The organism is Paenibacillus typhae (assembly GCF_900099765.1).
Taxonomy (GTDB): domain Bacteria; phylum Bacillota; class Bacilli; order Paenibacillales; family Paenibacillaceae; genus Paenibacillus_AQ; species Paenibacillus_AQ typhae.
In genome coordinates this window covers 1-22,427 of sequence record NZ_FNDX01000056.1, presented here as the reverse complement: position 1 = coordinate 22,427, position 22,427 = coordinate 1, and the positions used below count along the sequence as shown (strand labels likewise).

The window sequence follows — 22,427 nt, the reverse complement described above, 5'->3', positions numbered from 1 at the left end:
GGGAACGGCTATAAGTGCTGATGCATGATCCAAGCAGAGTGGAACCGCGGTTTAACGCCTCTGCAGCTTTGAGCTGCAGAGGCGTTTTTTGTCGGAATATAAGGAGTGTTCAGTGCCTTGCAGTGGTGGGTTACAAAGCGGGTTGATACTACCTTCGTCAAGCGTACCTGTTAACAGGAGGCGGCGAAGCCAAGAAGAGGGGAAACGTGATGTTTAAGCATATAAAGTCGGATATCCGGGCTGTATTCGACAACGATCCCGCGGCGCGGAGCAAATTCGAGGTTGTTTTTACTTATGCCGGACTTCACGCAATATGGGCGCACAGGATCGCCCACTCCCTGTATACCCGCCGGTGGTTTACACTGGCACGGATTGTCTCGCAGTTCAGCCGGTTCATGACCGGTGTGGAGATCCACCCCGGCGCGCGGATCGGTAACCGGCTGTTCATTGACCATGGCATGGGGATCGTCATTGGTGAAACCTGTGAAATTGGCGACGACGTCATCATCTATCAGGGGGTAACCCTTGGCGGTACGGGGAAGGAAAAGGGCAAACGTCATCCGACGGTCGGCAACAATGTGGTTATCGGTTCAGGGGCAAAAGTACTGGGATCCTTCCGGATCGGCGATAATTCAAATATAGGCTCCAACGCTGTCGTTCTGCGGGAAGTCCCGAACAACAGTACAGTCGTGGGCAACCCTGGACGTGTAGTCAAGCGCAACGGGGAACGGGTATCCGACCGCCTGGATCATACCAAAATGCCCGATCCGCTCATTGATTCCCTGCGGTTTCTGCAGAAGGAAATTGAGGAGCTGCGCGAGCAGATGGGTAATGAGGATAAACAGAAGGCGGAGCAGCGGAGGCTGGAAAGCCAGCAGTATATCGGGGATTATGAAATTTAAAGATTGCCGGAGTTTAAGTGAATCCCGGAACAACAGAAAGGATTGGGAACAGAAATGGCTTTGCAAATCTACAACACTATGACACGCAGTAAAGAAGAGTTTGTACCGCAGGAGCCGGGCAAAGTGAAGATGTACGTATGCGGGCCTACAGTCTACGGCTACATGCACATCGGGAATGCCAGACCGGTTATCGTTTTTGATATGGTGCGCAACTATCTGGAATCACTCGGCAACGAAGTGCGTTATCTGACCAACTTCACTGATGTGGACGACAAAATGATCCGCAAAGCGGAAGAGATGAACATCACTGTAGCCGAGGTTGCGGACATGTTCATTGCGGCATATCAGGAGGATCTGGCCGGACTCGGCGTGAAGCCGGCGACCATGAATCCGCGGGTTACGGAGAGCATGGATAAGATTATTGAGTTTATCAAGGAGCTTGAAGAGAAGGGCTACGCCTATGAGAACGGCGGGGATGTGTATTACCGTACCGGTAAATTTGCCGATTACGGCAAGCTGTCCCGCCAGAATCTGGAGGAACTGCGCTTCGGTATCCGCGTCGAGGTAGATCCCCGCAAGGAAAACCAGGAGGATTTTGTACTCTGGAAAGCGGCCAAACCGGGCGAGGTGCACTGGGCAAGTCCATGGGGAGAAGGACGTCCCGGCTGGCACATTGAGTGCTCGGCGATGGTCCGCGAATATTTAGGCAAGACTATCGACATCCATGGCGGCGGAGAAGATCTGAAATTCCCGCACCATGAATGCGAATGTGCACAGACTGAAGCGCTGACTGGTGAACCGCTGTCGAATTATTGGATGCACAACGCGTTTCTGAACATCGGCGACGAGAAAATGTCGAAATCTCTGGGTAACGGCTTACTTGTAAAAGATATCCGCGCCCGCTTTAAGGCAGGCACTATCCGGTATTTCATGCTCTCCAGCCATTACCGCAATCAGCTGAACTTTACGGAGGAAGCACTGCTGTCAGCGGATAAGAGCGTGGAACGGATTGCGCTTGCCGAGAGCAATGTGAAACACAGGCTTGAACTGGCCCCTGAAGGGGCTGAGGGTGAAGCGAGCGCTGCGGTTACCGAGCGGCTGGCCGCAATCACCGGCAGTTTTCATGCGAAAATGCAGGATGATTTCAATACGCCGGATGCCATCACCGCCGTGTTTGACTGGGTGAGCCTGGCGAATCAAACGCTGGCCAAGACAGATGCTGCGGCGGCAGATCTCGCAGCGCTGCTGAAGACTTACGCTGAAATGAATGCTGTATTAAACCTGACTCCTGAGCTTGAAGCTGAGGTGGCAGGTGAAGAGGTTGAACGCCTGATTGCTGAACGGGCTGAAGCGCGCAAGAACAAGAACTGGAGCCGGTCCGATGAGATCCGTGATGAGCTGAACAGCCTCGGCATTCTGCTGGAGGATACTCCGCAGGGAATGCGGTGGCGGCGCAAATGAGCAGCGGGTTTAATCTAGATCAAGCCTGGTTCCCGTACGAGCCTTCACAGCCGGCCCGGCTGCTCTCGCCAATCGTGCTGGCCTATGCCGGGGATGCCATCTATGAGGTTGCGGTAAGGCAGTATCTGATCTCGCTGCCGAATCTGCGGCCTAATCATCTGCACCGGACGGCTACCGGACTCGTCTCTGCCAAAGCGCAGAGCACTATTCTTGCCTATCTGGAGCCGCAGCTGACCGATGAGGAGAAGGATGTGGCCCGCCAGGGGCGCAACGCCAAATCAGGCACGATTCCCAAAAATGCCGATGTGCTCGAATACCGTCATGCCACGGCATTTGAGTGTCTGATCGGACATCTGTATTACACGGGACAGCAGGCAAGGATTCAGGAGCTGGTCCATAGCAGTATCCAGTACATGATGAACCGGTCCAAGTGAGGCCGTTTACAGCTATAAAACAGGAGGCAACAACATGGAAGAACTAAAGACGGAAGAGGAAATACTGGCCGGCAAGCATTCAGTGCTTGAAGCGCTCCGCGCCGGCCGTACACTGAACAAAATCTGGGTCGCTGAAACGGCGCAGAAGCATTTAACGGCGCCTATTATTGCCGAAGCACGCAAGGCGGGCATCGTAATCCAGCATGTCGACAAACGAAAGCTGGATCAGCTTGCACCCGGAGTGCAGCATCAGGGGGTAGTGGCCCAGGCGGCACCCTTTGCCTATACCGAGGTATCTGATATCCTGGCAGCGGCCGAAGCTAAGGGAGAACCGCCGTTTCTGATTCTGCTCGATGAAATTGAAGACCCGCATAATCTGGGCTCCATCCTGCGTACGGCTGACTGCACAGGGGTGCATGGCGTAATTGTTCCGAAGCGCCGCTCCGCGCAGATTACAGCAACAGTCTCCAAAACATCAGCAGGTGCTGTAGAGTATGTTCCTGTTGCCCGGGTTACCAATCTCGGACAGACCATTGACCGGCTGAAGGAGCTGGGCGTCTGGGTAGTAGGCACGGATGTCGCTACGGATCAGAATCTGTATGAATCTGATATTTTTACCGGACCGGTTGCAGTTGTAATCGGCAATGAAAATAAAGGCATGGGCCGGCTGATTCGCGAAAAATGTGATGTGCTGCTTAAGCTTCCAATGGCCGGCAAAATCAATTCCCTTAACGCATCCGTTGCTGCCGGCGTTATTATGTATGAGGTGCTGCGCCGCCGGCATCAGCAGGGATAGCTATGGCTGACTGGCGCGATGTGCTGCTGGTGGATGGATACAACATGATAGGCGGCTGGCCGGAACTCGCGGCACTCTCGCTGACCGGCATGCAGGAGGCGCGTGACCGGCTGCTGGATATGCTGGCCGATTATCAGGCATTCACCGGGCGGCGCGTTATCGCCGTGTTCGATGCTTACCGTGTCCCGGGACTCGGGCGTTCATTTGTACAGGGGAAGGTACAGGTGGTCTTCACTAAGGAAAAAGAGACGGCGGACGAATGCATCGAGCGGCTGGTGGGGGAATACACCCACCGGCGCCGGCAGATTTATGTGGCGACAAGCGATTTTGTGGAGCAGCATGTTATTTTTGCCCAAGGCGCACTCCGCGTCTCCGCACGGGAGCTGAAGGTTGAAATTGAAGAAAACCAGAAGCAGGTCAAAAAAGCAATTGAACCGAAAAGCATCAGCTCCAAACGGCACTCGCTGGAAGAAAAGCTGCCGCCGGATATGCGTAAACGGCTTGAAGACTGGAGACGGCAATGAAAATGGCTGACGCAGCGGCTACAAAAATGCCATAAAATGTTATTGAAGATTGTTTTTGGACAATATCTGGTTGACGTTGTAAGGTAACATAATATATACTGTTCCTATATTTTAGCTAAGTAACGATGTGTCTTGCGTTGCAGCCGGGGGGATTCTTGGTGAGTGTCGACCTCAAGGAAATAATGCTTTCCGAGTATGATTTCATAAGTGATGAAGAGATTGTCGAGATCTTCCGTAGTGGCGACAGCGGCGCATTGGAACATTTAATTAACAAGTACCGTAATTTCGTACGCGCCAAGGCCCGTTCCTATTTTTTAATCGGGGCTGACCGGGAGGATATCGTGCAGGAAGGCATGATTGGCCTGTATAAGGCAATCCGTGACTTCAAGGGCGACAAGCTTTCTTCATTCAAGGCGTTTGCCGAGCTATGCATAACCCGTCAGATCATTACCGCGATTAAGACGGCTACCCGCCAGAAGCATATACCGCTTAATTCCTATGTATCTTTGGACAAGCCCATCTATGATGAGGACTCTGACCGGACACTGATGGATGTGATCTGCGGCACCCAGGTGCTGGATCCGGAAGAGCTGATTATTAACCAGGAGGAGTTCATCGGACTGGAAGATAAGATGGCGGAAATTCTGAGTGATCTTGAACGCAAGGTGCTGATGCTTTATCTGGACGGACGCTCCTATCAGGAGATTGCCGAGGATCTGAAGCGGCATGTGAAGTCGATTGATAACGCATTGCAGCGGGTCAAACGCAAATTGGAAAGATATCTGGAAGTGCGTGACAATTAATGATATAATGATAATGAAAGGCTCGGACATCGAGTCTTTTTTTAGTGTTGTGCTGGCTTCTGTATCAGGAACAGATGAGAATTTGGACGCTTGCGGTTGGAACAGGTTTACACAAAGTCGGAATGCTCCATAATGATAGGGAATAACCGTGTTCAGCGGGAAAAAGGCAGAGCAAGGACTACATGCGGCACACGACTACAAACCCGGAATTACCCAGCGCGATAGGGCAATTCTTTCGTTGACACAGACGTTGACATTATGCTAAAGTGTTTTAGGTAGGCCTAAATTCGCGGGTTTTTTTTAGGATCAATATTTGCGTCTTCTAATTTAAATTAGAAGTACGTCTTCGGGAGGTGCACATCATGCGGGTAATTATCACTTTGGCTTGTACAAGTTGCAAACAAAGAAACTATGCGACAACCAAAAACAAGCGAAATCACCCCGACCGCTTGGAGATGAAGAAATTTTGCAAGTTCTGTAACGAGCAAACTCCTCATCGCGAAACCAGATAGTCTTTGGAGGTGTAGTCGGCGTGAAACGTAGTTTCAAGTCTCTGTTTTCCTTTTTCACTGAGAGCTGGAGTGAACTCAAAAAAGTTCGCTGGCCTAGCCGTAAAGAGCTGAAGAACTATACAATGATCGTTCTCGGTACAATTGTAGTTATCGCTGTTTACTTCTGGGTTCTGGACATCATTATTTCCGCTGTAATTGAAGCGATTATTTAGAGAGGTCCAAGGTGGCTTGGTATGGAAAAAAGATGGTATGTTGTTCATACCTATTCCGGGTATGAGAATAAGGTTAAGGCCAATTTGGAAAAACGCGTTGAGTCCATGGGCATGGAAGACAAAATATTCCGCGTTCTTGTTCCTATGGAAGAAGAGCTGGTAAACAAGGACGGTAAGAAAAAGACCGTTATGCGTAAAGTTTACCCAGGTTATGTTTTGGTTGAAATGGTTCAGACTGATGATTCATGGTATGTTGTCCGCAATACGCCGGGCGTTACCGGATTTGTCGGTTCGACAGGTTCCGGCTCCAAGCCTACCGCTTTGCTTCCGGAAGAGGTTGAACAAATTCTGAAGCATATGGGCATGGTTGAACCTAAAGCGAAGATTGATTTCGAAATTAAGGAATCCGTACGTATTATGGTTGGGCCTTTTGCGAATTTCGTGGGCTCCGTGGAAGAAATTTTGGCCGACAAGAGCAAGATCAAAGTGCATGTCAACATGTTTGGACGGGAAACCCCGCTGGAGTTGGATTTCACTCAAGTGGAAAAAATATAATAACAGTGTCAAGGGTTTCTTGTGGGAGAACGCGATGAGCGTTCGAATACCACTATTTTTGCAAGGAGGTGTCACTCATGGCTAAAAAAGTTATTAAAATGGTGAAACTGCAGATTCCTGCAGGGAAAGCGAATCCAGCGCCTCCAGTAGGTCCTGCGTTGGGTCAAGCAGGTGTCAACATCATGGCATTCTGTAAGGAATTCAACGCTCGTACTGCTGACCAGGCTGGTCTGATCATCCCGGTTGAAATTACAGTGTTTGAAGACCGTTCCTTTACTTTCATCACTAAAACTCCTCCGGCTGCCGTTCTGCTTCGCATCGCTGCTAAAGTAGAAAAAGGATCCGGTGAACCAAACAAGAAAAAAGTAGCGAAGCTCGGCCGCGCAGCGGTTCGTGAAATCGCCGAAACCAAAATGCCTGACCTTAACGCTGCATCTGTTGAAGCTGCAATGCGTATGGTTGAAGGTACTGCCCGTTCTATGGGTATCACAATCGAAGACTAATATGTATTCGATGAACCGGTCATTCATGACCGCAATATGTGGGAGGAATTTCCGCTAACACCACAAAGGAGGAACATTTTCATGGCTAAACATGGTAAGAAATACCTGGAATCTGCTAAGCTGATCAACAGCGAAGCAACTTACGAGCCTTCAGAAGCTGTAGAGCTTGTGAAAAAGGCGGCAACTGCCAAATTCGACGAAACCGTTGAAGCAGCAGTTCGTCTGGGTGTAGACCCGCGTAAACAAGACCAAGCAGTTCGTGGTGTTGTTGTCCTGCCTCACGGCACTGGTAAAACACAACGCGTGCTTGTATTTGCAAAAGGTGAAAAAGCGAAGGAAGCGGAAGCTGCCGGCGCGGATTATGTTGGCGATCAGGATATGATCAACAAAATCCAACAGGGCTGGTTTGAATTCGATGTCTGCGTAGCCACACCTGACATGATGAGTGAAGTCGGTAAACTGGGTCGTCTGCTCGGTGGTAAAGGCCTCATGCCTAACCCTAAAGCCGGCACTGTTACTTTCGACGTTACCAAGGCTGTGCAAGAAATCAAAGCCGGTAAAATCGAATACCGTCTCGATAAAGCAGGTCAAATTCACGCGCCTATCGGCAAAGTGTCCTTTGCTCCTGAACAACTGAACGAGAATCTTAAAGCTCTTATCGACGCTTTGAACCGGGCGAAACCGGCTGCTGCTAAAGGTGTATACCTTAAAGGCATCGCTATTTCTTCCACAATGGGACCAAGCGCACGTGTGAGCACAGCTGCTTACAGATAATTAGGGGTTGACTCCTGGAGTTATCTCTGATAATCTATAACAGTTGTACTTAAGGTGATCATTCTTAAACTTGAATATGCTTACCGTAGACAGTAGGTGCCTTAAGGCTTAATTTCCTACCGAGGTGTTGTGATAGAAATATAAAGTACCGGGCATCTGCCTTGAGACTTTCCTTTTATCAAGCCTTCGTGATTCTGCGGAGGCTTTTCTAATGCCTGCGTAGGAACGGCGGAGATTCTTTGGAAGAGAACGCCGTCACATAAATTTTCAGGAGGTGTATACAATTGGCAAATGCAAAAGTAATCCAAGCTAAACAGGATGCGGTTGATGTTGTTACCGGCAAACTGCAGAACAGTATCTCTACTGTTGTTGCGGACTACCGCGGTCTGAACGTTTCGCAAGTAACCGAACTGCGTAAGCAGCTTCGTGAAGCTGGCGTTGAGTTCCAGGTCCTGAAGAACACATTGCTTCGTCGTGCAACTGCAGCGGCTGAACTGACTGATCTGGATGCAGTACTGACTGGTCCTACAGCCATCGCCTTCAGTGAAACTGACGCGGTAATTGCTGCCAAAATTTTGAACGACTTCGCTAAGAAGAACGACGCTCTGAAGCTTAAGGGTGGCGTAGTAGAAGGCAAAGTTGTAGATGAGGCGCAAATCAAGGCACTGGCAGAACTTCCTTCCCGCGAAGGTTTGCTCTCCATGCTGCTTAGCGTGCTTCAAGCTCCAATGCGCAACTTCGCGCTTGCAGTTAAAGCTGTCGCTGAAAAAGAAGAACAAAGCGCGTAAGCCTTTGTCTCGGGTTTCGTAACACAAACACAAACAAATTTAATTATAAAATGGAGGTTCAACCATGAGTAAAGAAGCAATCTTGGAAGCAATTAAAGGCATGAGCGTACTGGAACTGAACGACCTGGTTAAAGCAATCGAAGAAGAATTCGGCGTAACTGCTGCAGCTCCAGTTGCAGTAGGCGGCGGCGCAGCAGCAGCAGCTGTTGAAGAGCAAACTGAATTTGACGTAATCCTGACAAGCGCTGGCGCTTCCAAGATCAACGTTATCAAAATCGTTCGCGAAATCACTGGTCTGGGCTTGAAAGAAGCTAAAGACCTGGTAGACAACGCTCCTAAGCCAATCAAAGAAAAAGTAAGCAAAGAAGATGCTGATGCTACCAAGGCTAAATTGGAAGAAGCAGGCGCAGCTGTAGAAGTGAAGTAATTTCGCTTCCATAAAGCATTACCCCGGGTAGAGGTAATTCTCTTCCGGTTCTTGCAACCCCCTTGAACTTGTTCAAGGGGGTTGCTTTATAAAGAAGCTGTTACTTTGATAAGAAGGGAGGGCAATGAATGTCGCAGCATTATTACTCCCAGCAGCCGGATGCGCGCCATGACAGACGGACCCTAAACACAGTACTGAGAGGTAAAAGCCTCAAGTTTATAAGTGATGCCGGCGTTTTTTCCAAGGGGGATATCGATTACGGAAGCAGGGTGCTGATTGAATCAATCGAGATACCGCGTAATGCGGCAGTTCTTGATGTTGGGTGCGGATACGGACCCATTGGAATCAGTGCGGCACTGCTTGCTCCGGAAGGCCATGTAACGATGATTGACATCAACAGCCGCGCGGTAGAGCTTGCCCGAGAGAATGCCGGGAATAACGGTGTAAAGAACATTACGGTGAAAGAAAGTGATGTGCTGTCTGCAGTGCAGGGGCAAAAGTTCGATGTGATCCTCACCAACCCCCCGATCCGGGCAGGTAAAGCAGTGGTGCATCAGATCTTTGAACAGGCATATGAGCATTTGAACGAGGGCGGAGCGCTGTGGATTGTCATTCAGAAGAAGCAGGGGGCACCTTCAGCGGTGGCCAAGCTGGAAAGTCTGTTCCCGGCCGTAGAGGAAGTAACAAAGGATAAAGGATACCGCATTATTAAAGCACAAAAAATAGCTGAATGATTATTGACATGTGCTTTTGATAGTGGTATTATTATAAAATGTCAGTATTAACCTAGGCTCCATGTCTTTAGTTTGCTGAAATGTCAAGTCATATTGTCGCCGCCAAGCGCAAGCCGTTTGGGAAGTTTGTGCGAATTCCGTTCTCTATGTTACTGTCGCGGCGAAGTCCGCCGGGATAATAGGTAATAGCGCATAAACTGTTGCTTGTTGACGTATAATATGTACGTTTTAGGCAAATCTACTGGATAAGGAGTATTTTGGCCATGGATAGATGCGCTCTTTTTTCGAAGATTTCGATAAGGGCTTTTCTTTATTTATGGTCGAATCCTTGTGTTATGGTTCCATTATACGGTTCCAAACAAGGGTTCGCAATCAATTTTTAAGTGAGTAGACATGAGGGGTGAGTAAAGTTGGCAGGACATCTTGTTCAGTATGGTCGACGCACTCGGCGGAGCTATGCGAGAATTAACGAGGTACTCGAGGTCCCGAACCTGATCGAGATCCAACAAAAATCTTACGATTGGTTTTTGGAGGAAGGATTGCGGGAAATGTTCCAGGACATCTCGCCGATCCAGGATTTCACGGGTAATTTGGTGCTTGAGTTCATTGATTACAGCCTGGGTGAACCGAAATATACGGTTGACGACGCTAAAGAGCGGGACGTAACATATGCGGCTCCTCTGCGGGTTAAGGTACGGCTCATTAATAAGGAGACCGGTGAGGTCAAAGAGCAGGAAGTGTTCATGGGAGATTTCCCGCTGATGACGGAGACCGGCACTTTTATTATCAATGGTGCGGAACGGGTTATTGTCAGCCAGTTGGTTCGCTCTCCTAGCGTCTATTTCAGCACAAAAGTGGATAAGAACGGCAAAAAAACCTACACCGCCACAGTAATTCCTAACCGCGGGGCCTGGCTGGAGCTTGAAACGGATGCCAAGGACATTATGTATGTCCGGATCGACCGTACGCGTAAAATTCCGGTTACTGTGCTTCTGCGTGCTCTTGGTTTCGGCAGCGATGCCGAGATTCTGGAACTGCTTGGTAATGATGAATATATTCGCAATACGCTGGATAAAGACAACACGGACTCCACGGAAAAAGCGCTTATCGAAATTTATGAGCGTCTGCGTCCGGGCGAACCGCCGACACTTGACAATGCCAAGAGCCTTTTGGTCGCACGTTTCTTTGATCCTAAGCGCTATGATCTGGCCAATGTCGGCCGCTACAAAATCAACAAAAAGCTGCACATCAAGAACCGTCTGTTCAATCAGCGTCTGGCCCAGCCGCTCGTTGATGAAGCAACAGGTGAGATTCTGGCGGAATCCGGTCAAATGGTTGACCGCCGTCTGCTTGATGAGCTGATCCCTTATTTTGAAAAGAACATGGCTGCCAAAAACTACCGCGTAACCGGCGGAGTTCTGGACAGTGAAGATATTCCGCTGCAGACAATCGATGTCTTCTCGCCGATTGAAGAAGGCCGGGTTATCAAGCTGATTGCCAACGGCAATATCGACAAGTCGGTCAAGCATATTACCCAGGCTGATATTATCTCCTCAATCAGCTACTTTATTAATCTGCTGCACGGTATCGGCAATACCGACGATATCGACCACTTGGGTAACCGCCGTTTGCGTTCCGTTGGTGAGCTGCTGCAGAATCAGTTCCGTATCGGTCTTTCCCGTATGGAGCGCGTAGTGCGTGAGAGAATGTCGATTCAGGATGCCAATGCGATTACACCGCAGGCTCTGATCAACATCCGTCCCGTGATTGCGTCCATTAAAGAGTTCTTCGGAAGCTCGCAGCTGTCCCAGTTTATGGACCAGACGAACCCGCTTGCCGAGCTTACGCACAAGCGCCGTCTGTCGGCACTCGGACCCGGCGGTCTGACGCGTGAACGCGCAGGCTTTGAAGTCCGCGACGTTCATCACAGTCACTACGGCCGTATGTGTCCGATCGAAACACCGGAAGGTCCGAATATCGGTCTGATCAACTCCTTGTCGACCTTTGCCCGCATCAATGAGTATGGCTTTATTGAAGCTCCGTACCGTTGGGTGGATCCTAAGACAGGTAAGGTTACCGAACAGATTGATTATCTGACTGCCGATGAAGAGGATAACTATGTAGTCGCTCAGGCGAACGTGCAGATCGAGGAAGACGGTACGTTCAAGGAAGATATGGTTATCGTCCGTTACAACAAAGACTCCGACAACATTACTACAATGCCTAGTAATCGCGTTGACTACATGGACGTTTCGCCAAAACAGGTTGTATCGGTCGCTACGGCGCTCATTCCGTTCCTTGAGAACGATGACTCCAACCGCGCACTGATGGGATCGAACATGCAGCGTCAGGCCGTTCCGCTTCTGATTCCGAAGGCACCGCTTGTCGGCACAGGGATGGAGCATAAATCCGCTAAGGATTCGGGCGTATGTATTGTTTCCAAGTATGACGGTATCATTGAACGCTCCTCGGCCAACGAAATTTGGCTGCGCCGCGTAGAGGCTGTCGACGGCAAGGAAGTTAAAGGCGATATCGTTAAATATAAATTACACAAATTTATGCGTTCGAACCAAGGTACCTGTATTAACCAGCGTCCTCTTGCCAAAAGAGGGGACATTGTTAAGAAGGGTGATATCCTGGCAGACGGTCCTTCCACTGAAATGGGCGAATTGGCCCTGGGCCGCAACGTCGTTGTTGCGTTCATGACTTGGGAAGGTTACAACTACGAGGATGCGATCCTGCTGAGTGAAAAGCTGGTTAAGGAAGATGTATACACTTCGATCCACATCGAGGAATACGAATCCGAAGCCCGTGACACGAAGCTGGGACCTGAAGAAATTACCCGCGATATTCCTAACGTGGGTGAAGAGGCTCTGCGCAATCTTGATGAGCGCGGAATTATCCGCATCGGTGCCGAAATCAACGCCGGCGACATTCTTGTTGGTAAAGTTACACCTAAGGGCGTAACAGAACTGACTGCTGAAGAGCGTCTGCTGCACGCGATCTTCGGTGAGAAGGCGCGTGAAGTGCGTGACACCTCGCTGCGCGTTCCTCACGGCAGTGACGGTATTATCGTTGACGTTAAGGTCTTCACCCGCGAGAACGGCGATGAGCTGCCTCCTGGTGTGAATCAGCTGGTCCGCGTCTACATCGCCCAGAAACGTAAGATTTCTGAAGGTGACAAGATGGCGGGACGTCACGGTAACAAGGGTGTCGTTGCCCGTATCCTGCCTGAAGAGGATATGCCGTTCCTTCCGGACGGTACACCTGTACAGGTAGTACTGAACCCTCTGGGCGTACCTTCCCGTATGAACATCGGTCAGGTACTGGAGGTTCATATCGGTATGGCTGCGTTGCAGCTCGGTATTCACATTGCTACGCCGGTATTCGACGGAGCCCGTGAAAACGACGTATTCGACACTATGGAAGAAGCAGGCATGCAGCGCAACGGTAAGACAGTGCTTTATGACGGACGTACAGGCGAGCGCTTCGAGCGCGAAGTTACTGTCGGTGTCATGCACATGATCAAGCTGGCGCACATGGTTGATGATAAGATTCATGCCCGTTCCACCGGTCCTTACTCCCTCGTAACGCAGCAGCCGCTCGGCGGTAAGGCGCAGTTCGGCGGACAGCGCTTCGGGGAAATGGAAGTATGGGCGCTTGAAGCCTACGGTGCTGCATATACACTGCAAGAAATTTTGACCGTGAAATCCGATGACGTGGTCGGCCGTGTGAAAACATACGAATCCATTGTCAAAGGCGAGAATGTACCGGAACCGGGTGTTCCTGAATCGTTCAAGGTACTCATCAAGGAGCTGCAGTCGCTTGGTATGGACGTCAAAATCCTCAGCGGCGACGAGCAGGAAATCGAGATGAAGGAACTGGATGATGAAGACGAGACGTCAGGCGACAAGCTGAGCCTCAATCTTGAGGGTGCAGAAGTCGGCATCGATTAAGCTGTAGCAGGATAATAATTTCATCTAAAAGGACCGTGCCCTCTTTTGATTTCACCGTCAAGGGAGGGCCTCCGGTACTAAATCAGGATATAGGTTAAGGAGGGTTGCTCCTTGTTGGACGTTAACAATTTTGAATTTATGAAAATCGGGCTTGCCTCACCGGAAAAAATTCGTTCTTGGTCCCGCGGAGAAGTGAAAAAACCGGAAACCATTAACTACCGTACGCTAAAACCGGAAAAAGAAGGCTTGTTCTGCGAGCGTATCTTCGGACCGCAAAAAGACTGGGAATGTCACTGTGGTAAATACAAACGCGTCCGTTATAAGGGCGTTGTCTGCGACCGCTGCGGCGTTGAAGTTACCCGCGCCAAAGTCCGCCGCGAACGTATGGGCCATATCGAGCTGGCAGCTCCGGTATCTCATATCTGGTATTTCAAAGGTATTCCAAGCCGTATGGGTCTGGCTCTGGATATGTCCCCAAGATCACTTGAAGAGATTATCTATTTCGCATCTTATGTTGTAACAGATCCAGGGGAAACACCGCTGGAAAAGAAGCAGCTCCTGTCCGAAAAAGAATACCGCAGCTATCGTGAAAAATACGGCTACGGATTCCAGGCAGGCATGGGTGCTGAAGCAGTCAAAAAACTGCTCCAGGATATCGACATCGAGAAGGAATTGGAATTCCTCAAGGAAGAGCTGCGCACGGCTCAGGGCCAGCGTCGTAACCGGGCGATCAAACGCCTTGAAGTTATTGAAGCCTTCCGTAACTCCGGTAACAAACCTGACTGGATGATCATGGATGTACTCCCGGTAATCCCGCCGGAGCTTCGTCCTATGGTTCAGCTGGATGGCGGCCGTTTTGCTACGTCTGACCTTAATGACCTGTACCGCCGTGTAATCAACCGTAATAACCGTCTTAAGAGACTGCTGGATCTGGGTGCTCCTGACATCATCGTGCAGAACGAAAAACGTATGCTTCAGGAAGCTGTCGATGCTCTGATCGACAACGGCCGCCGTGGCCGCCCTGTCACAGGTCCTGGTAACCGTCCGCTTAAATCCCTCAGCCATATGCTGAAGGGTAAACAGGGACGTTTCCGCCAGAATTTGCTCGGTAAACGTGTTGACTATTCCGGACGTTCCGTTATCGTTGTAGGACCATATCTGAAGATGTACCAATGCGGTCTTCCTAAGAAAATGGCTCTGGAACTCTTCAAGCCGTTTGTTATGAAAGAACTGGTTAACAAAGGCCTTGCCCATAACATCAAGAGTGCAAAGCGCAAAGTAGAGCGCGTTAGCCCTGAAGTATGGGATGTTCTTGAAGAAGTAATCAGAGAGCACCCAGTTCTGCTGAACCGTGCCCCTACGCTGCACAGACTGGGTATCCAGGCATTTGAACCGATTCTGGTTGAAGGTCATGCAATCCGTCTCCACCCGCTCGTATGTACGGCATACAATGCCGACTTTGACGGTGACCAGATGGCGGTGCATGTTCCACTGTCTGCTGAAGCTCAAGCAGAAGCGCGTCTCCTGATGCTTGCATCCGGCAACATCCTTAACCCTAAGGACGGTAAGCCGGTTGTTACCCCTTCCCAGGATATGGTCCTCGGTACATTCTACCTGACCATGGACAACAAGGAAGAGAAGGGCACAGGTATGATCCTGCGCAATGTGAATGAGGCTGTATCAGCTTACCAGCGCGGAACTGCAGGACTGCATGCACGTGTAGCTATTCCGGTTAAAGCCCTGGGTAAAACCAGCTTTACGGATGAGCAGCAGGGTGCAATGCTGATCACAACGATCGGTAAAATTATCTTTAACGAAATTTATCCAAGCAGCTTCCCGTATATCAACGAAGCTACCAAAGCGAACCTGCTTCAGGGTACTCCTGAGAAATACTTTATCTACGAAAAAGGTGCCGATATCCGCGAACGCATTATGAATGCTCCGGACGCCAGTGCTGTAGGTAAGGAATATCTCGGTCTGATTATCGCCCGCTGCTTCGAGACTTACCATACAACCAAGACTTCTGTAATTCTGGATAAAATCAAACAGCTTGGCTTCACATATTCTACACGTTCCGGTGTAACAGTTGCCGTATCTGACGTAGTAGTACCTGAAGAAAAGACTAAGATTCTGGAAGAATCGGATGCTAAGGTCAACGTGGTTGCCAACCAGTACCGCCGTGGTCTGATCACCAATGATGAGCGCTATGACCGCGTTATTGAAATCTGGTCGAAGACGAAGGATGAGCTTACTAACATCCTGCTGAAGTCGATGGACCGCTTTAACTCGATCATGCTCATGGTAGATTCCAAGGCGCGCGGTAACAAATCGCAGATCACCCAGCTGGGCGGTATGCGTGGTCTGATGGCGACACCTTCCGGACGTATCTTCGAATTGCCGATCAAAGCGAATTTCCGTGAAGGTCTGACCGTCCTCGAGTACTTCATCTCGACGCACGGAGCGCGTAAAGGTCTGGCCGATACAGCGCTGCGTACAGCCGATTCCGGTTACCTGACCCGTCGTCTCGTAGACGTTGCGCAGGACGTGATCGTCCGCGAAGAGGATTGCGGTACGGATAAGGGCTTCACTGTAAGCCGTATCCAGGATGGTAAGGAAGTTATCGAGGATCTGTATGACCGTATTGAAGGCCGTTACTCCTTCGAAACAGTCCGTCATCCGGAAACGAAGGAAATCATCGTTCACCGTAACGATCTGATTGACTCCGACAAGGCTGAAGAGATTGTTAATGCTGGTGTAACTAAGCTGCAAATCCGCTCTGTTCTGAGCTGCCGTGCCCGTCACGGGGTCTGCAAAAAATGCTACGGACGTAACCTGGCAACAGGTAAGTTCGTGGAAATCGGGGAAGCTGTCGGCATTATTGCCGCACAATCCATCGGTGAGCCGGGAACCCAGCTTACCATGCGTACGTTCCATACCGGGGGGGTTGCCGGTGATGACATCACGCAAGGTTTGCCGCGTATCCAGGAGTTGTTCGAAGCACGTAACCCTAAAGGTCAGGCAACAATCAGTGAGATTGACGGGGTAATCAAGGAAATCCGTGAAACCAAGGACCGCCGCGAGATCGAGGTTCAAGGGGAAGCTGAATCCAAGACCTACTCTATCACTTACGGTTCGCGTCTGCGTGTCAGCGAAGGCCAGGAGATTGAAGCCGGGGATGAGCTGACAGACGGTTCGATTGATCCTAAGGAAATGCTGCGCATCAAGGGTATCCGCGGGGTACAGAACTACATTCTGCAGGAAGTACAGCGCGTATACCGTAACCAGGGTGTAGAAATCAACGATAAGCACATCGAAGTTATGATCAAGCAGATGCTGCGCAAGATCCGTATTATCGATGCCGGAGATACCAATCTTCTGCCTGGCGCATTTGCGGATATTCAGGAATTTGAAGCAGCCAACAAGGAAGCTATTCTTTCCGGCAAGGAGCCTGCAGTTGCCAAGCCGGTACTGCTCGGTATTACCAAGGCTTCTCTGGAGACAGATTCCTTCCTGTCTGCAGCATCCTTCCAGGAGACTACCCGCGTCCTTACAGATGCAGCAATTAAGGGTAAAGTGGACAAACTGCTTGGACTTAAAGAAAATGTTATCATTGGTAAGCTGATCCCTGCGGGAACCGGTATGAACCGGTACCGTAATGTGAAGCTGAGCGATCCGAATGAAGAGAGCGAGCAAGAGGCTCTAGAAACGGTTACGGCCGAGTAATATATTAATTATGGCAGACAGATTCCGCGCCGCGTGGGCAATACCCCGTGGCGCGGCTGACTGCTGTAAATATATAAATATTTATTTCTCAATTGCTTGACATCATCTTCTGATAATGCTAATATGTCTAAGGTGCGTGAGTGGCCTTGTTATTCTTGTTCATTGGAGGTAATGTTTATTATGACTGATGATAGAGGATTACAAGATGCTCAGGTCAAGATCGGTACCAAGCAAACCGTTAAGGCGGTTGAAATGGGCCAGGCCGCAGAAGTCTATGTGGCAGAGGACGGAGATCAACGGCTTACTTCCAGAATTGTTATGCTTTGTAACAAACAAGGTGTGAAGATCACATATGTGGACACAATGCTGAATTTGGGCAAAGCCTGTGGTATAGAAGTTGGTGCTGCTATGGCAGCCGTCTTAAAACAATAGCATTAGATCTGTTTTTGTACCGGGGGTACACTCCGGCGGCAAAAACTTTTCATTTGTCTTTTTATGAACCACCTGGGTCTGTGGACTTAAAGTTCATGAAACGATTATCATTTCAGGAAGGGGGTGGCACAACAAATGCCAACTATTAATCAACTGGTTCGTAAAGGCCGTCAAGCCAAAATCGAGAAATCCAAATCGCCAGCTCTTCAAAAAGGTTTCAATGCCCTGAAGCGTGAGGCTACAAATTTGAGCGCCCCGCAAAAACGCGGTGTGTGCACTCGTGTAGGCACAATGACTCCGAAGAAACCGAACTCCGCGCTTCGTAAATACGCTCGTGTGCGTTTGACGAACAAGGTCGAGGTTACTGCTTACATCCCGGGTATCGGACACAACCTGCAAGAGCACAGCGTGGTACTGATCCGCGGTGGACGCGTAAAAGACCTTCCAGGGGTACGTTACCATATCGTTCGCGGCGCGCTGGATACAGCAGGCGTGAACAACCGGATGCAGGCTCGCTCCAAGTACGGTGCGAAACGTCCTAAAGTCAAGAAATAAGGTTAAACTAAATTTCGTAATAACCATTTAAGAAAGGGGGATATCCATGCCACGCAAAGGTCCAGTTACTAAGAGAGACGTACTTCCGGATCCATTGTATAATAGCAAGTTGGTTACTCGTTTGATCAACCGCATTATGCTGGATGGTAAAAGAGGTGTCGCTCAAAGCATTCTGTACAACTCGTTCAAGCTTATTCAGGAACGTACAGGTAAAGAACCGATGGAAGTTTTCGAAGCTGCCATCAAGAATATCATGCCGGTCTTGGAAGTAAAAGCTCGTCGTGTCGGTGGTGCTAACTACCAGGTACCTATCGAGGTTAAGCCTGAGAGACGTACTGCTTTGGGATTACGTTGGCTCGTAAACTACTCACGCAACCGCGGTGAGAAGACTATGGAAGAGCGTTTGGCGGCTGAGATCATCGACGCTTCCAACAACACAGGCGCTTCCGTTAAGAAACGCGAAGACACACACAAAATGGCTGAAGCGAACAAAGCGTTTGCTCACTACCGCTGGTAGGATTAAGGCTGTTCAAATAATCGATATTTTGAAGGGAGACCCAATTCATGGCAAGAGAGTTCTCCTTAAAAAATACACGTAATATCGGGATCATGGCACATATTGATGCTGGTAAGACTACTACTACTGAGCGGATTCTTTTCTACACAGGCCGTACGCACAAAATCGGTGAAGTTCACGAGGGTGCTGCTACAATGGACTGGATGGAGCAAGAACAAGAGCGCGGAATCACCATTACTTCCGCTGCTACAACCGCTGCGTGGAAGGGTCACCGCATCAATATCATCGATACCCCGGGACACGTTGACTTCACTGTTGAAGTTGAACGTTCCCTTCGTGTATTGGATGGGGCAGTAGGCGTTTTCAGTGCGAAAGAGGGCGTTGAGCCTCAGTCTGAAACCGTTTGGAGACAGGCTGACCGTTACGGCGTTCCCCGGATCGCTTATGTAAACAAGATGGATATCATTGGTGCGGATTTCCTTAACGTTGTTAAGGATATGCGTGAGCGTCTGCAGGCGAATGCAGTTGCGATTCAGCTGCCTATCGGCGCAGAAGCTGATTTCACTGGTATCATTGACCTGGTTGAGCAAAAAGCTCACATGTTCAAAGATGACCTGGGACAAAACATCGAAGTTACTGACATTCCGGAAGCATTCCTGGAACAAGTTGAGGAACTGCGTCTCGAGCTGATCGAGAAGGTAGCTGAACTCGACGAGGACCTGACTATGAAGTACCTTGAAGGCGAAGAGATTACGGTTGAAGAGATCAAAGCTGCTCTGCGCAAAGGCGTTGTAGAAGTTAAGATCTTCCCTGTAATTGTCGGATCCTCCTACCGCAACAAAGGGGTTCAGCTGATGCTGGACGCAGTTGTTGATTACCTGCCAGCTCCAGTAGATGTACCTGCGATCCAAGGTCACTTGGAAGACGGTACAGAAGCGGTTCGTCATTCTTCTGATGAAGAGCCATTCTCTGCACTGGCATTTAAAATCATGACTGACCCTTATGTTGGTAAACTCACGTTCTTCCGTGTATACTCCGGTATCCTGGAATCCGGTTCTTACGTAGTTAACGCTACTAAGGGCAAACGTGAGCGTATCGGCCGTATCCTGCAGATGCATGCGAACAGCCGTCAAGAAATCTCCATCGTTTACGCTGGTGATATCGCGGCAGCCGTTGGTCTGAAGGACACAAGCACAGGCGATACCCTTTGCGACGAGAAGCACCCGGTTATCCTGGAGTCAATGAACTTCCCTGATCCGGTTATCGAAATCGCAGTTGAACCAAAAACCAAAGCCGACCAAGATAAAATGGGCGTTGCTCTCGGTAAGCTGACTGAAGAGGATCCAACTCTTCGTGCGCATACTGATGAAGAAACTGGCCAAACGATCCTGGCTGGTATGGGTGAGCTTCACCTTGACATTATCATCGACCGTATGCGCCGTGAATTCAAAGTAGAAACCAACGTGGGTAAACCACAGGTTGCTTACCGCGAAACATTCAAGGCTCCAGCACGCGTCGAAGGTAAATTCGTTCGCCAATCCGGCGGTCGCGGTCAGTACGGTCACGTATGGGTTGAATTCGAACCTCTCGAGCCAGGTACTGGCAGCCAATTCGAAAGTAAAGTTGTCGGTGGTTCTGTACCAAGAGAATACATCGCTCCTGCACTTGCCGGTATTGAAGAGCAAATGAAAAACGGCGTTCTTGCAGGCTTCCCGCTTGTAGACGTTAAAGCAACCATCGTTGATGGTTCTTACCATGATGTTGACTCCAACGAAATGGCATTCAAAATCGCCGGCTCGATGGCACTCAAAGCAGCTAAAGACAAGTGTAAGCCTGTCCTGCTTGAGCCAATCATGAAAGTGGAAGTAACTGTTCCTGAGGAATATATGGGCGATGTTATGGGTATGCTGAACTCCCGTCGCGGCAGAATCGAAGGTATGGATTCCCGTGGTGGTGCGCAGATTATCCGTGCCAAGGTGCCTCTTTCCGAAATGTTCGGATACTCCACAACTCTCCGTTCCGGTACTCAAGGACGCGGCGTATTCTCGATGGAGCTTTCGCACTATGAAGAAGTGCCTAAGACTATTGCAGAAGAGATCGTATCCAAGAACAAGGGCGCTGAGTAATCACGTTTTTAACTTGCCGTCCGGTCTATCCCAGTCATCTAAGATTTGCTTGTAAACGGGCGGCTCAAATATAAGGAACCCCACATTAAAGGAGGAACTGTTCAAATGGCAAAGGCAAAGTTTGAACGTAACAAACCGCACGTTAACATCGGTACTATCGGTCACGTCGACCATGGTAAAACGACTCTGACTGCTGCAATCACAACTGTATTGTCCAAAAAATACGGCGGTGCTGCTGTAGCATTCGACCAAATCGATAAAGCTCCAGAAGAGCGCGAACGTGGTATCACTATCTCCACAGCTCACGTTGAATATGAAACTCCTAACCGTCACTACGCACACGTAGACTGCCCTGGACACGCCGACTATGTTAAAAACATGATCACTGGCGCAGCGCAGATGGACGGAGCGATCCTGGTTGTATCCGCAGCTGACGGCCCAATGCCACAGACTCGCGAGCACATCCTGCTCTCCCGTCAGGTAGGCGTTCCTTACATCGTTGTATTCCTGAACAAATGTGATATGGTTGAAGACGAAGAGTTGCTTGAACTGGTTGAAATGGAAGTTCGCGATCTGCTGAGCGAATACGACTTCCCAGGCGATGACACTCCAATCGTTCGTGGTTCCGCTCGTGAAGCGCTGCAGAACCCAGACGGCGAATGGGCTGGTAAGATTGTTGAAATGTTCGAAACTATCGACACTTACATCCCACTGCCTGAGCGTCAAACTGACAAGCCTTTCTTGATGCCAGTCGAAGACGTATTCTCCATCACTGGCCGCGGTACTGTGGCAACTGGTCGCGTAGAACGCGGAACAGTTAAAGTTGGGGAAGAAGTTGAAATCGTGGGTATCCACGAAGAGAAGAAAAAATCCGTTGTTACCGGCGTTGAAATGTTCCGTAAGTTGCTCGATTCCGCTCAAGCGGGCGACAACATCGGCGCACTGCTTCGCGGTGTAGACCGTAACAACATCGAGCGCGGTCAAGTATTGGCTAAGCCAAACTCCGTTAACCCGCACACTGAGTTCACTGCTCAGATCTACGTTCTGACTAAAGAAGAAGGCGGACGTCACAAACCATTCTTCACTGGTTACCGTCCACAGTTCTACTTCCGTACAACTGACGTAACAGGTATCATCAACCTGCCAGAAGGTACTGAAATGGTTATGCCTGGTGATAACATCACTGTAACCGTACAACTGATCTCCCCAATCGCGATTGAAGAAGGTACTAAATTCTCCATTCGTGAAGGCGGACGTACAGTTGGTGCAGGTTCCGTAGCATCCATCCAGAAATAATTTCGCTCTATCCGTTAGGATAGAACGTATATAAGAGCAGGAGCTCTTCTTCGGAAGAGCTCCTGCTTTTTCTATGTAGCGTGCCCAGAGGCACGCATTATCTAGTTGGTGAAAGTCCAACCAAAGGAGGGACCAAGCCACCTTTGTAGCTAGGATGCTTGCGCATGGCGAAATCTATGTGTAAAAGCGCATCGACAAAAGTACCGGTCAGAGAGCGGGCGAGCAACAATCCAGGCCGCAACATCAAGTGAATCCTGCCGCGTCGTCAAAAAGGCCCTGCAAAGGGAAAAAGAGGGTGCCGAGTCTCGTGCATATAGACGAAGGCCAAGGAAGCTGTGCAGAACTTGGAACAGCAGTGAAGAATCCTCCGGCGTAATGGGAACGGCATGGATTGAAA

At 49.7% G+C, this 22,427-nt stretch carries 21 protein-coding genes and 1 other annotated feature; all 21 genes read left to right on the top strand.

The genetic code is table 11. The annotated features are described in order from the left end of the window. Positions 1–209 precede the first annotated feature (209 nt). The 21 genes from cysE (at position 210) to tuf (ending at position 22,030) form a co-directional block, all read left to right on the top strand. Positions 210–902, top strand: a complete 693-nt coding sequence (gene cysE / locus BLR64_RS27075) for a serine O-acetyltransferase (protein WP_068727707.1) — start codon at positions 210–212, stop codon at positions 900–902. A 54-nt stretch (positions 903–956) separates the two neighbouring features. Further along, positions 957–2,363 carry a cysteine--tRNA ligase gene (gene cysS, locus BLR64_RS27070; RefSeq protein ID WP_090719468.1) on the top strand — a complete coding sequence of 469 codons (1,407 nt, stop codon included), beginning with the start codon at positions 957–959 and terminating at the stop codon, positions 2,361–2,363. Continuing rightward, positions 2,360–2,797 (top strand): Mini-ribonuclease 3, encoded by a 438-nt coding sequence (locus BLR64_RS27065; protein WP_090719466.1) that lies wholly within the window; start codon positions 2,360–2,362, stop codon positions 2,795–2,797. The genes cysS and BLR64_RS27065 overlap by 4 nt, the downstream gene beginning before the upstream one ends. Positions 2,798–2,831: 34 nt before the next feature. Next, the gene (rlmB, locus tag BLR64_RS27060; protein ID WP_090719464.1) at positions 2,832–3,593 is read left to right on the top strand and encodes a 23S rRNA (guanosine(2251)-2'-O)-methyltransferase RlmB; all 762 of its coding nucleotides are present in this window, start codon (positions 2,832–2,834) and stop codon (positions 3,591–3,593) included. A 2-nt stretch (positions 3,594–3,595) separates the two neighbouring features. Further along, positions 3,596–4,117 (top strand): NYN domain-containing protein, encoded by a 522-nt coding sequence (locus BLR64_RS27055; RefSeq protein WP_090719462.1) that lies wholly within the window; start codon positions 3,596–3,598, stop codon positions 4,115–4,117. Positions 4,118–4,275: 158 nt separating this feature from the next. Further along, positions 4,276–4,920 (top strand): RNA polymerase sporulation sigma factor SigH, encoded by a 645-nt coding sequence (gene sigH, locus BLR64_RS27050; protein ID WP_068727698.1) that lies wholly within the window; start codon positions 4,276–4,278, stop codon positions 4,918–4,920. Between the two features lie 362 nt (positions 4,921–5,282). After that, positions 5,283–5,432: a 50S ribosomal protein L33 gene (rpmG, locus tag BLR64_RS27045; RefSeq protein ID WP_074086515.1), complete on the top strand. Its 150-nt coding sequence runs from the start codon at positions 5,283–5,285 to the stop codon at positions 5,430–5,432. A gap of 20 nt (positions 5,433–5,452) precedes the next feature. Further along, positions 5,453–5,644 carry a preprotein translocase subunit SecE gene (secE, locus tag BLR64_RS27040; protein ID WP_068727696.1) on the top strand — a complete coding sequence of 64 codons (192 nt, stop codon included), beginning with the start codon at positions 5,453–5,455 and terminating at the stop codon, positions 5,642–5,644. 21 nt (positions 5,645–5,665) lie between these two features. Beyond that, on the top strand, positions 5,666–6,199 hold the full coding sequence (gene nusG, locus BLR64_RS27035; protein ID WP_020427084.1) for a transcription termination/antitermination protein NusG: 534 nt from the start codon (positions 5,666–5,668) through the stop codon (positions 6,197–6,199). Positions 6,200–6,276: 77 nt separating this feature from the next. After that, the gene (gene rplK, locus BLR64_RS27030; protein WP_019908208.1) at positions 6,277–6,702 is read left to right on the top strand and encodes a 50S ribosomal protein L11; all 426 of its coding nucleotides are present in this window, start codon (positions 6,277–6,279) and stop codon (positions 6,700–6,702) included. Between the two features lie 81 nt (positions 6,703–6,783). Further along, a complete protein-coding gene (gene rplA / locus BLR64_RS27025; protein WP_068727692.1) occupies positions 6,784–7,476 on the top strand; it encodes a 50S ribosomal protein L1 in 693 nt (230 codons plus the stop codon). Between the two features lie 65 nt (positions 7,477–7,541). Further along, positions 7,542–7,695 (top strand) — a sequence feature (ribosomal protein L10 leader region). A gap of 65 nt (positions 7,696–7,760) precedes the next feature. Continuing rightward, entirely contained in the window at positions 7,761–8,264 is a 504-nt protein-coding gene (gene rplJ, locus BLR64_RS27020) for a 50S ribosomal protein L10 (RefSeq protein WP_042202325.1), read from the top strand. Positions 8,265–8,328: 64 nt separating this feature from the next. Beyond that, complete coding sequence (gene rplL / locus BLR64_RS27015) at positions 8,329–8,691, top strand: 50S ribosomal protein L7/L12 (protein ID WP_068727690.1); 363 nt, start codon at positions 8,329–8,331, stop codon at positions 8,689–8,691. A gap of 128 nt (positions 8,692–8,819) precedes the next feature. After that, entirely contained in the window at positions 8,820–9,425 is a 606-nt protein-coding gene (locus BLR64_RS27010) for a class I SAM-dependent methyltransferase (RefSeq protein ID WP_090719460.1), read from the top strand. Positions 9,426–9,835: 410 nt separating this feature from the next. Continuing rightward, positions 9,836–13,381, top strand: a complete 3,546-nt coding sequence (rpoB, locus tag BLR64_RS27005; protein WP_090719458.1) for a DNA-directed RNA polymerase subunit beta — start codon at positions 9,836–9,838, stop codon at positions 13,379–13,381. 111 nt (positions 13,382–13,492) lie between these two features. After that, on the top strand, positions 13,493–17,104 hold the full coding sequence (gene rpoC / locus BLR64_RS27000; protein WP_090719456.1) for a DNA-directed RNA polymerase subunit beta': 3,612 nt from the start codon (positions 13,493–13,495) through the stop codon (positions 17,102–17,104). A 180-nt stretch (positions 17,105–17,284) separates the two neighbouring features. Continuing rightward, positions 17,285–17,536 carry a ribosomal L7Ae/L30e/S12e/Gadd45 family protein gene (locus BLR64_RS26995; RefSeq protein ID WP_090719454.1) on the top strand — a complete coding sequence of 84 codons (252 nt, stop codon included), beginning with the start codon at positions 17,285–17,287 and terminating at the stop codon, positions 17,534–17,536. 135 nt (positions 17,537–17,671) lie between these two features. Continuing rightward, positions 17,672–18,091, top strand: coding sequence for a 30S ribosomal protein S12 (rpsL, locus tag BLR64_RS26990; protein WP_068727684.1), 420 nt, complete (start codon positions 17,672–17,674; stop codon positions 18,089–18,091). A 46-nt stretch (positions 18,092–18,137) separates the two neighbouring features. Continuing rightward, entirely contained in the window at positions 18,138–18,608 is a 471-nt protein-coding gene (gene rpsG / locus BLR64_RS26985; RefSeq protein WP_019908219.1) for a 30S ribosomal protein S7, read from the top strand. 47 nt (positions 18,609–18,655) lie between these two features. Continuing rightward, positions 18,656–20,734 (top strand): elongation factor G, encoded by a 2,079-nt coding sequence (fusA, locus tag BLR64_RS26980; RefSeq protein WP_090719452.1) that lies wholly within the window; start codon positions 18,656–18,658, stop codon positions 20,732–20,734. A gap of 105 nt (positions 20,735–20,839) precedes the next feature. After that, on the top strand, positions 20,840–22,030 hold the full coding sequence (gene tuf, locus BLR64_RS26975) for an elongation factor Tu (RefSeq protein WP_068727680.1): 1,191 nt from the start codon (positions 20,840–20,842) through the stop codon (positions 22,028–22,030). Positions 22,031–22,427 lie beyond the last annotated feature (397 nt).

Excerpts from the sequence above, each read along its gene's own strand:
- tuf (WP_068727680.1), top strand. The coding sequence starts at position 20,840 with ATGGCAAAGGCAAAGTTTGAACGTAACAAACCGCACGTTAACATCGGT.
- rpmG (WP_074086515.1), top strand. The coding sequence starts at position 5,283 with ATGCGGGTAATTATCACTTTGGCTTGTACAAGTTGCAAACAAAGAAAC.
- BLR64_RS27010 (WP_090719460.1), top strand. The coding sequence starts at position 8,820 with ATGTCGCAGCATTATTACTCCCAGCAGCCGGATGCGCGCCATGACAGA.
- rpsG (WP_019908219.1), top strand. The coding sequence starts at position 18,138 with ATGCCACGCAAAGGTCCAGTTACTAAGAGAGACGTACTTCCGGATCCA.
- rlmB (WP_090719464.1), top strand. The coding sequence starts at position 2,832 with ATGGAAGAACTAAAGACGGAAGAGGAAATACTGGCCGGCAAGCATTCA.
- BLR64_RS27065 (WP_090719466.1), top strand. The coding sequence starts at position 2,360 with ATGAGCAGCGGGTTTAATCTAGATCAAGCCTGGTTCCCGTACGAGCCT.
- BLR64_RS27055 (WP_090719462.1), top strand. The coding sequence starts at position 3,596 with ATGGCTGACTGGCGCGATGTGCTGCTGGTGGATGGATACAACATGATA.
- rpsL (WP_068727684.1), top strand. The coding sequence starts at position 17,672 with ATGCCAACTATTAATCAACTGGTTCGTAAAGGCCGTCAAGCCAAAATC.
- rplA (WP_068727692.1), top strand. The coding sequence starts at position 6,784 with ATGGCTAAACATGGTAAGAAATACCTGGAATCTGCTAAGCTGATCAAC.
- rplL (WP_068727690.1), top strand. The coding sequence starts at position 8,329 with ATGAGTAAAGAAGCAATCTTGGAAGCAATTAAAGGCATGAGCGTACTG.
- BLR64_RS26995 (WP_090719454.1), top strand. The coding sequence starts at position 17,285 with ATGACTGATGATAGAGGATTACAAGATGCTCAGGTCAAGATCGGTACC.
- cysE (WP_068727707.1), top strand. The coding sequence starts at position 210 with ATGTTTAAGCATATAAAGTCGGATATCCGGGCTGTATTCGACAACGAT.
- rplK (WP_019908208.1), top strand. The coding sequence starts at position 6,277 with ATGGCTAAAAAAGTTATTAAAATGGTGAAACTGCAGATTCCTGCAGGG.
- nusG (WP_020427084.1), top strand. The coding sequence starts at position 5,666 with ATGGAAAAAAGATGGTATGTTGTTCATACCTATTCCGGGTATGAGAAT.
- cysS (WP_090719468.1), top strand. The coding sequence starts at position 957 with ATGGCTTTGCAAATCTACAACACTATGACACGCAGTAAAGAAGAGTTT.
- fusA (WP_090719452.1), top strand. The coding sequence starts at position 18,656 with ATGGCAAGAGAGTTCTCCTTAAAAAATACACGTAATATCGGGATCATG.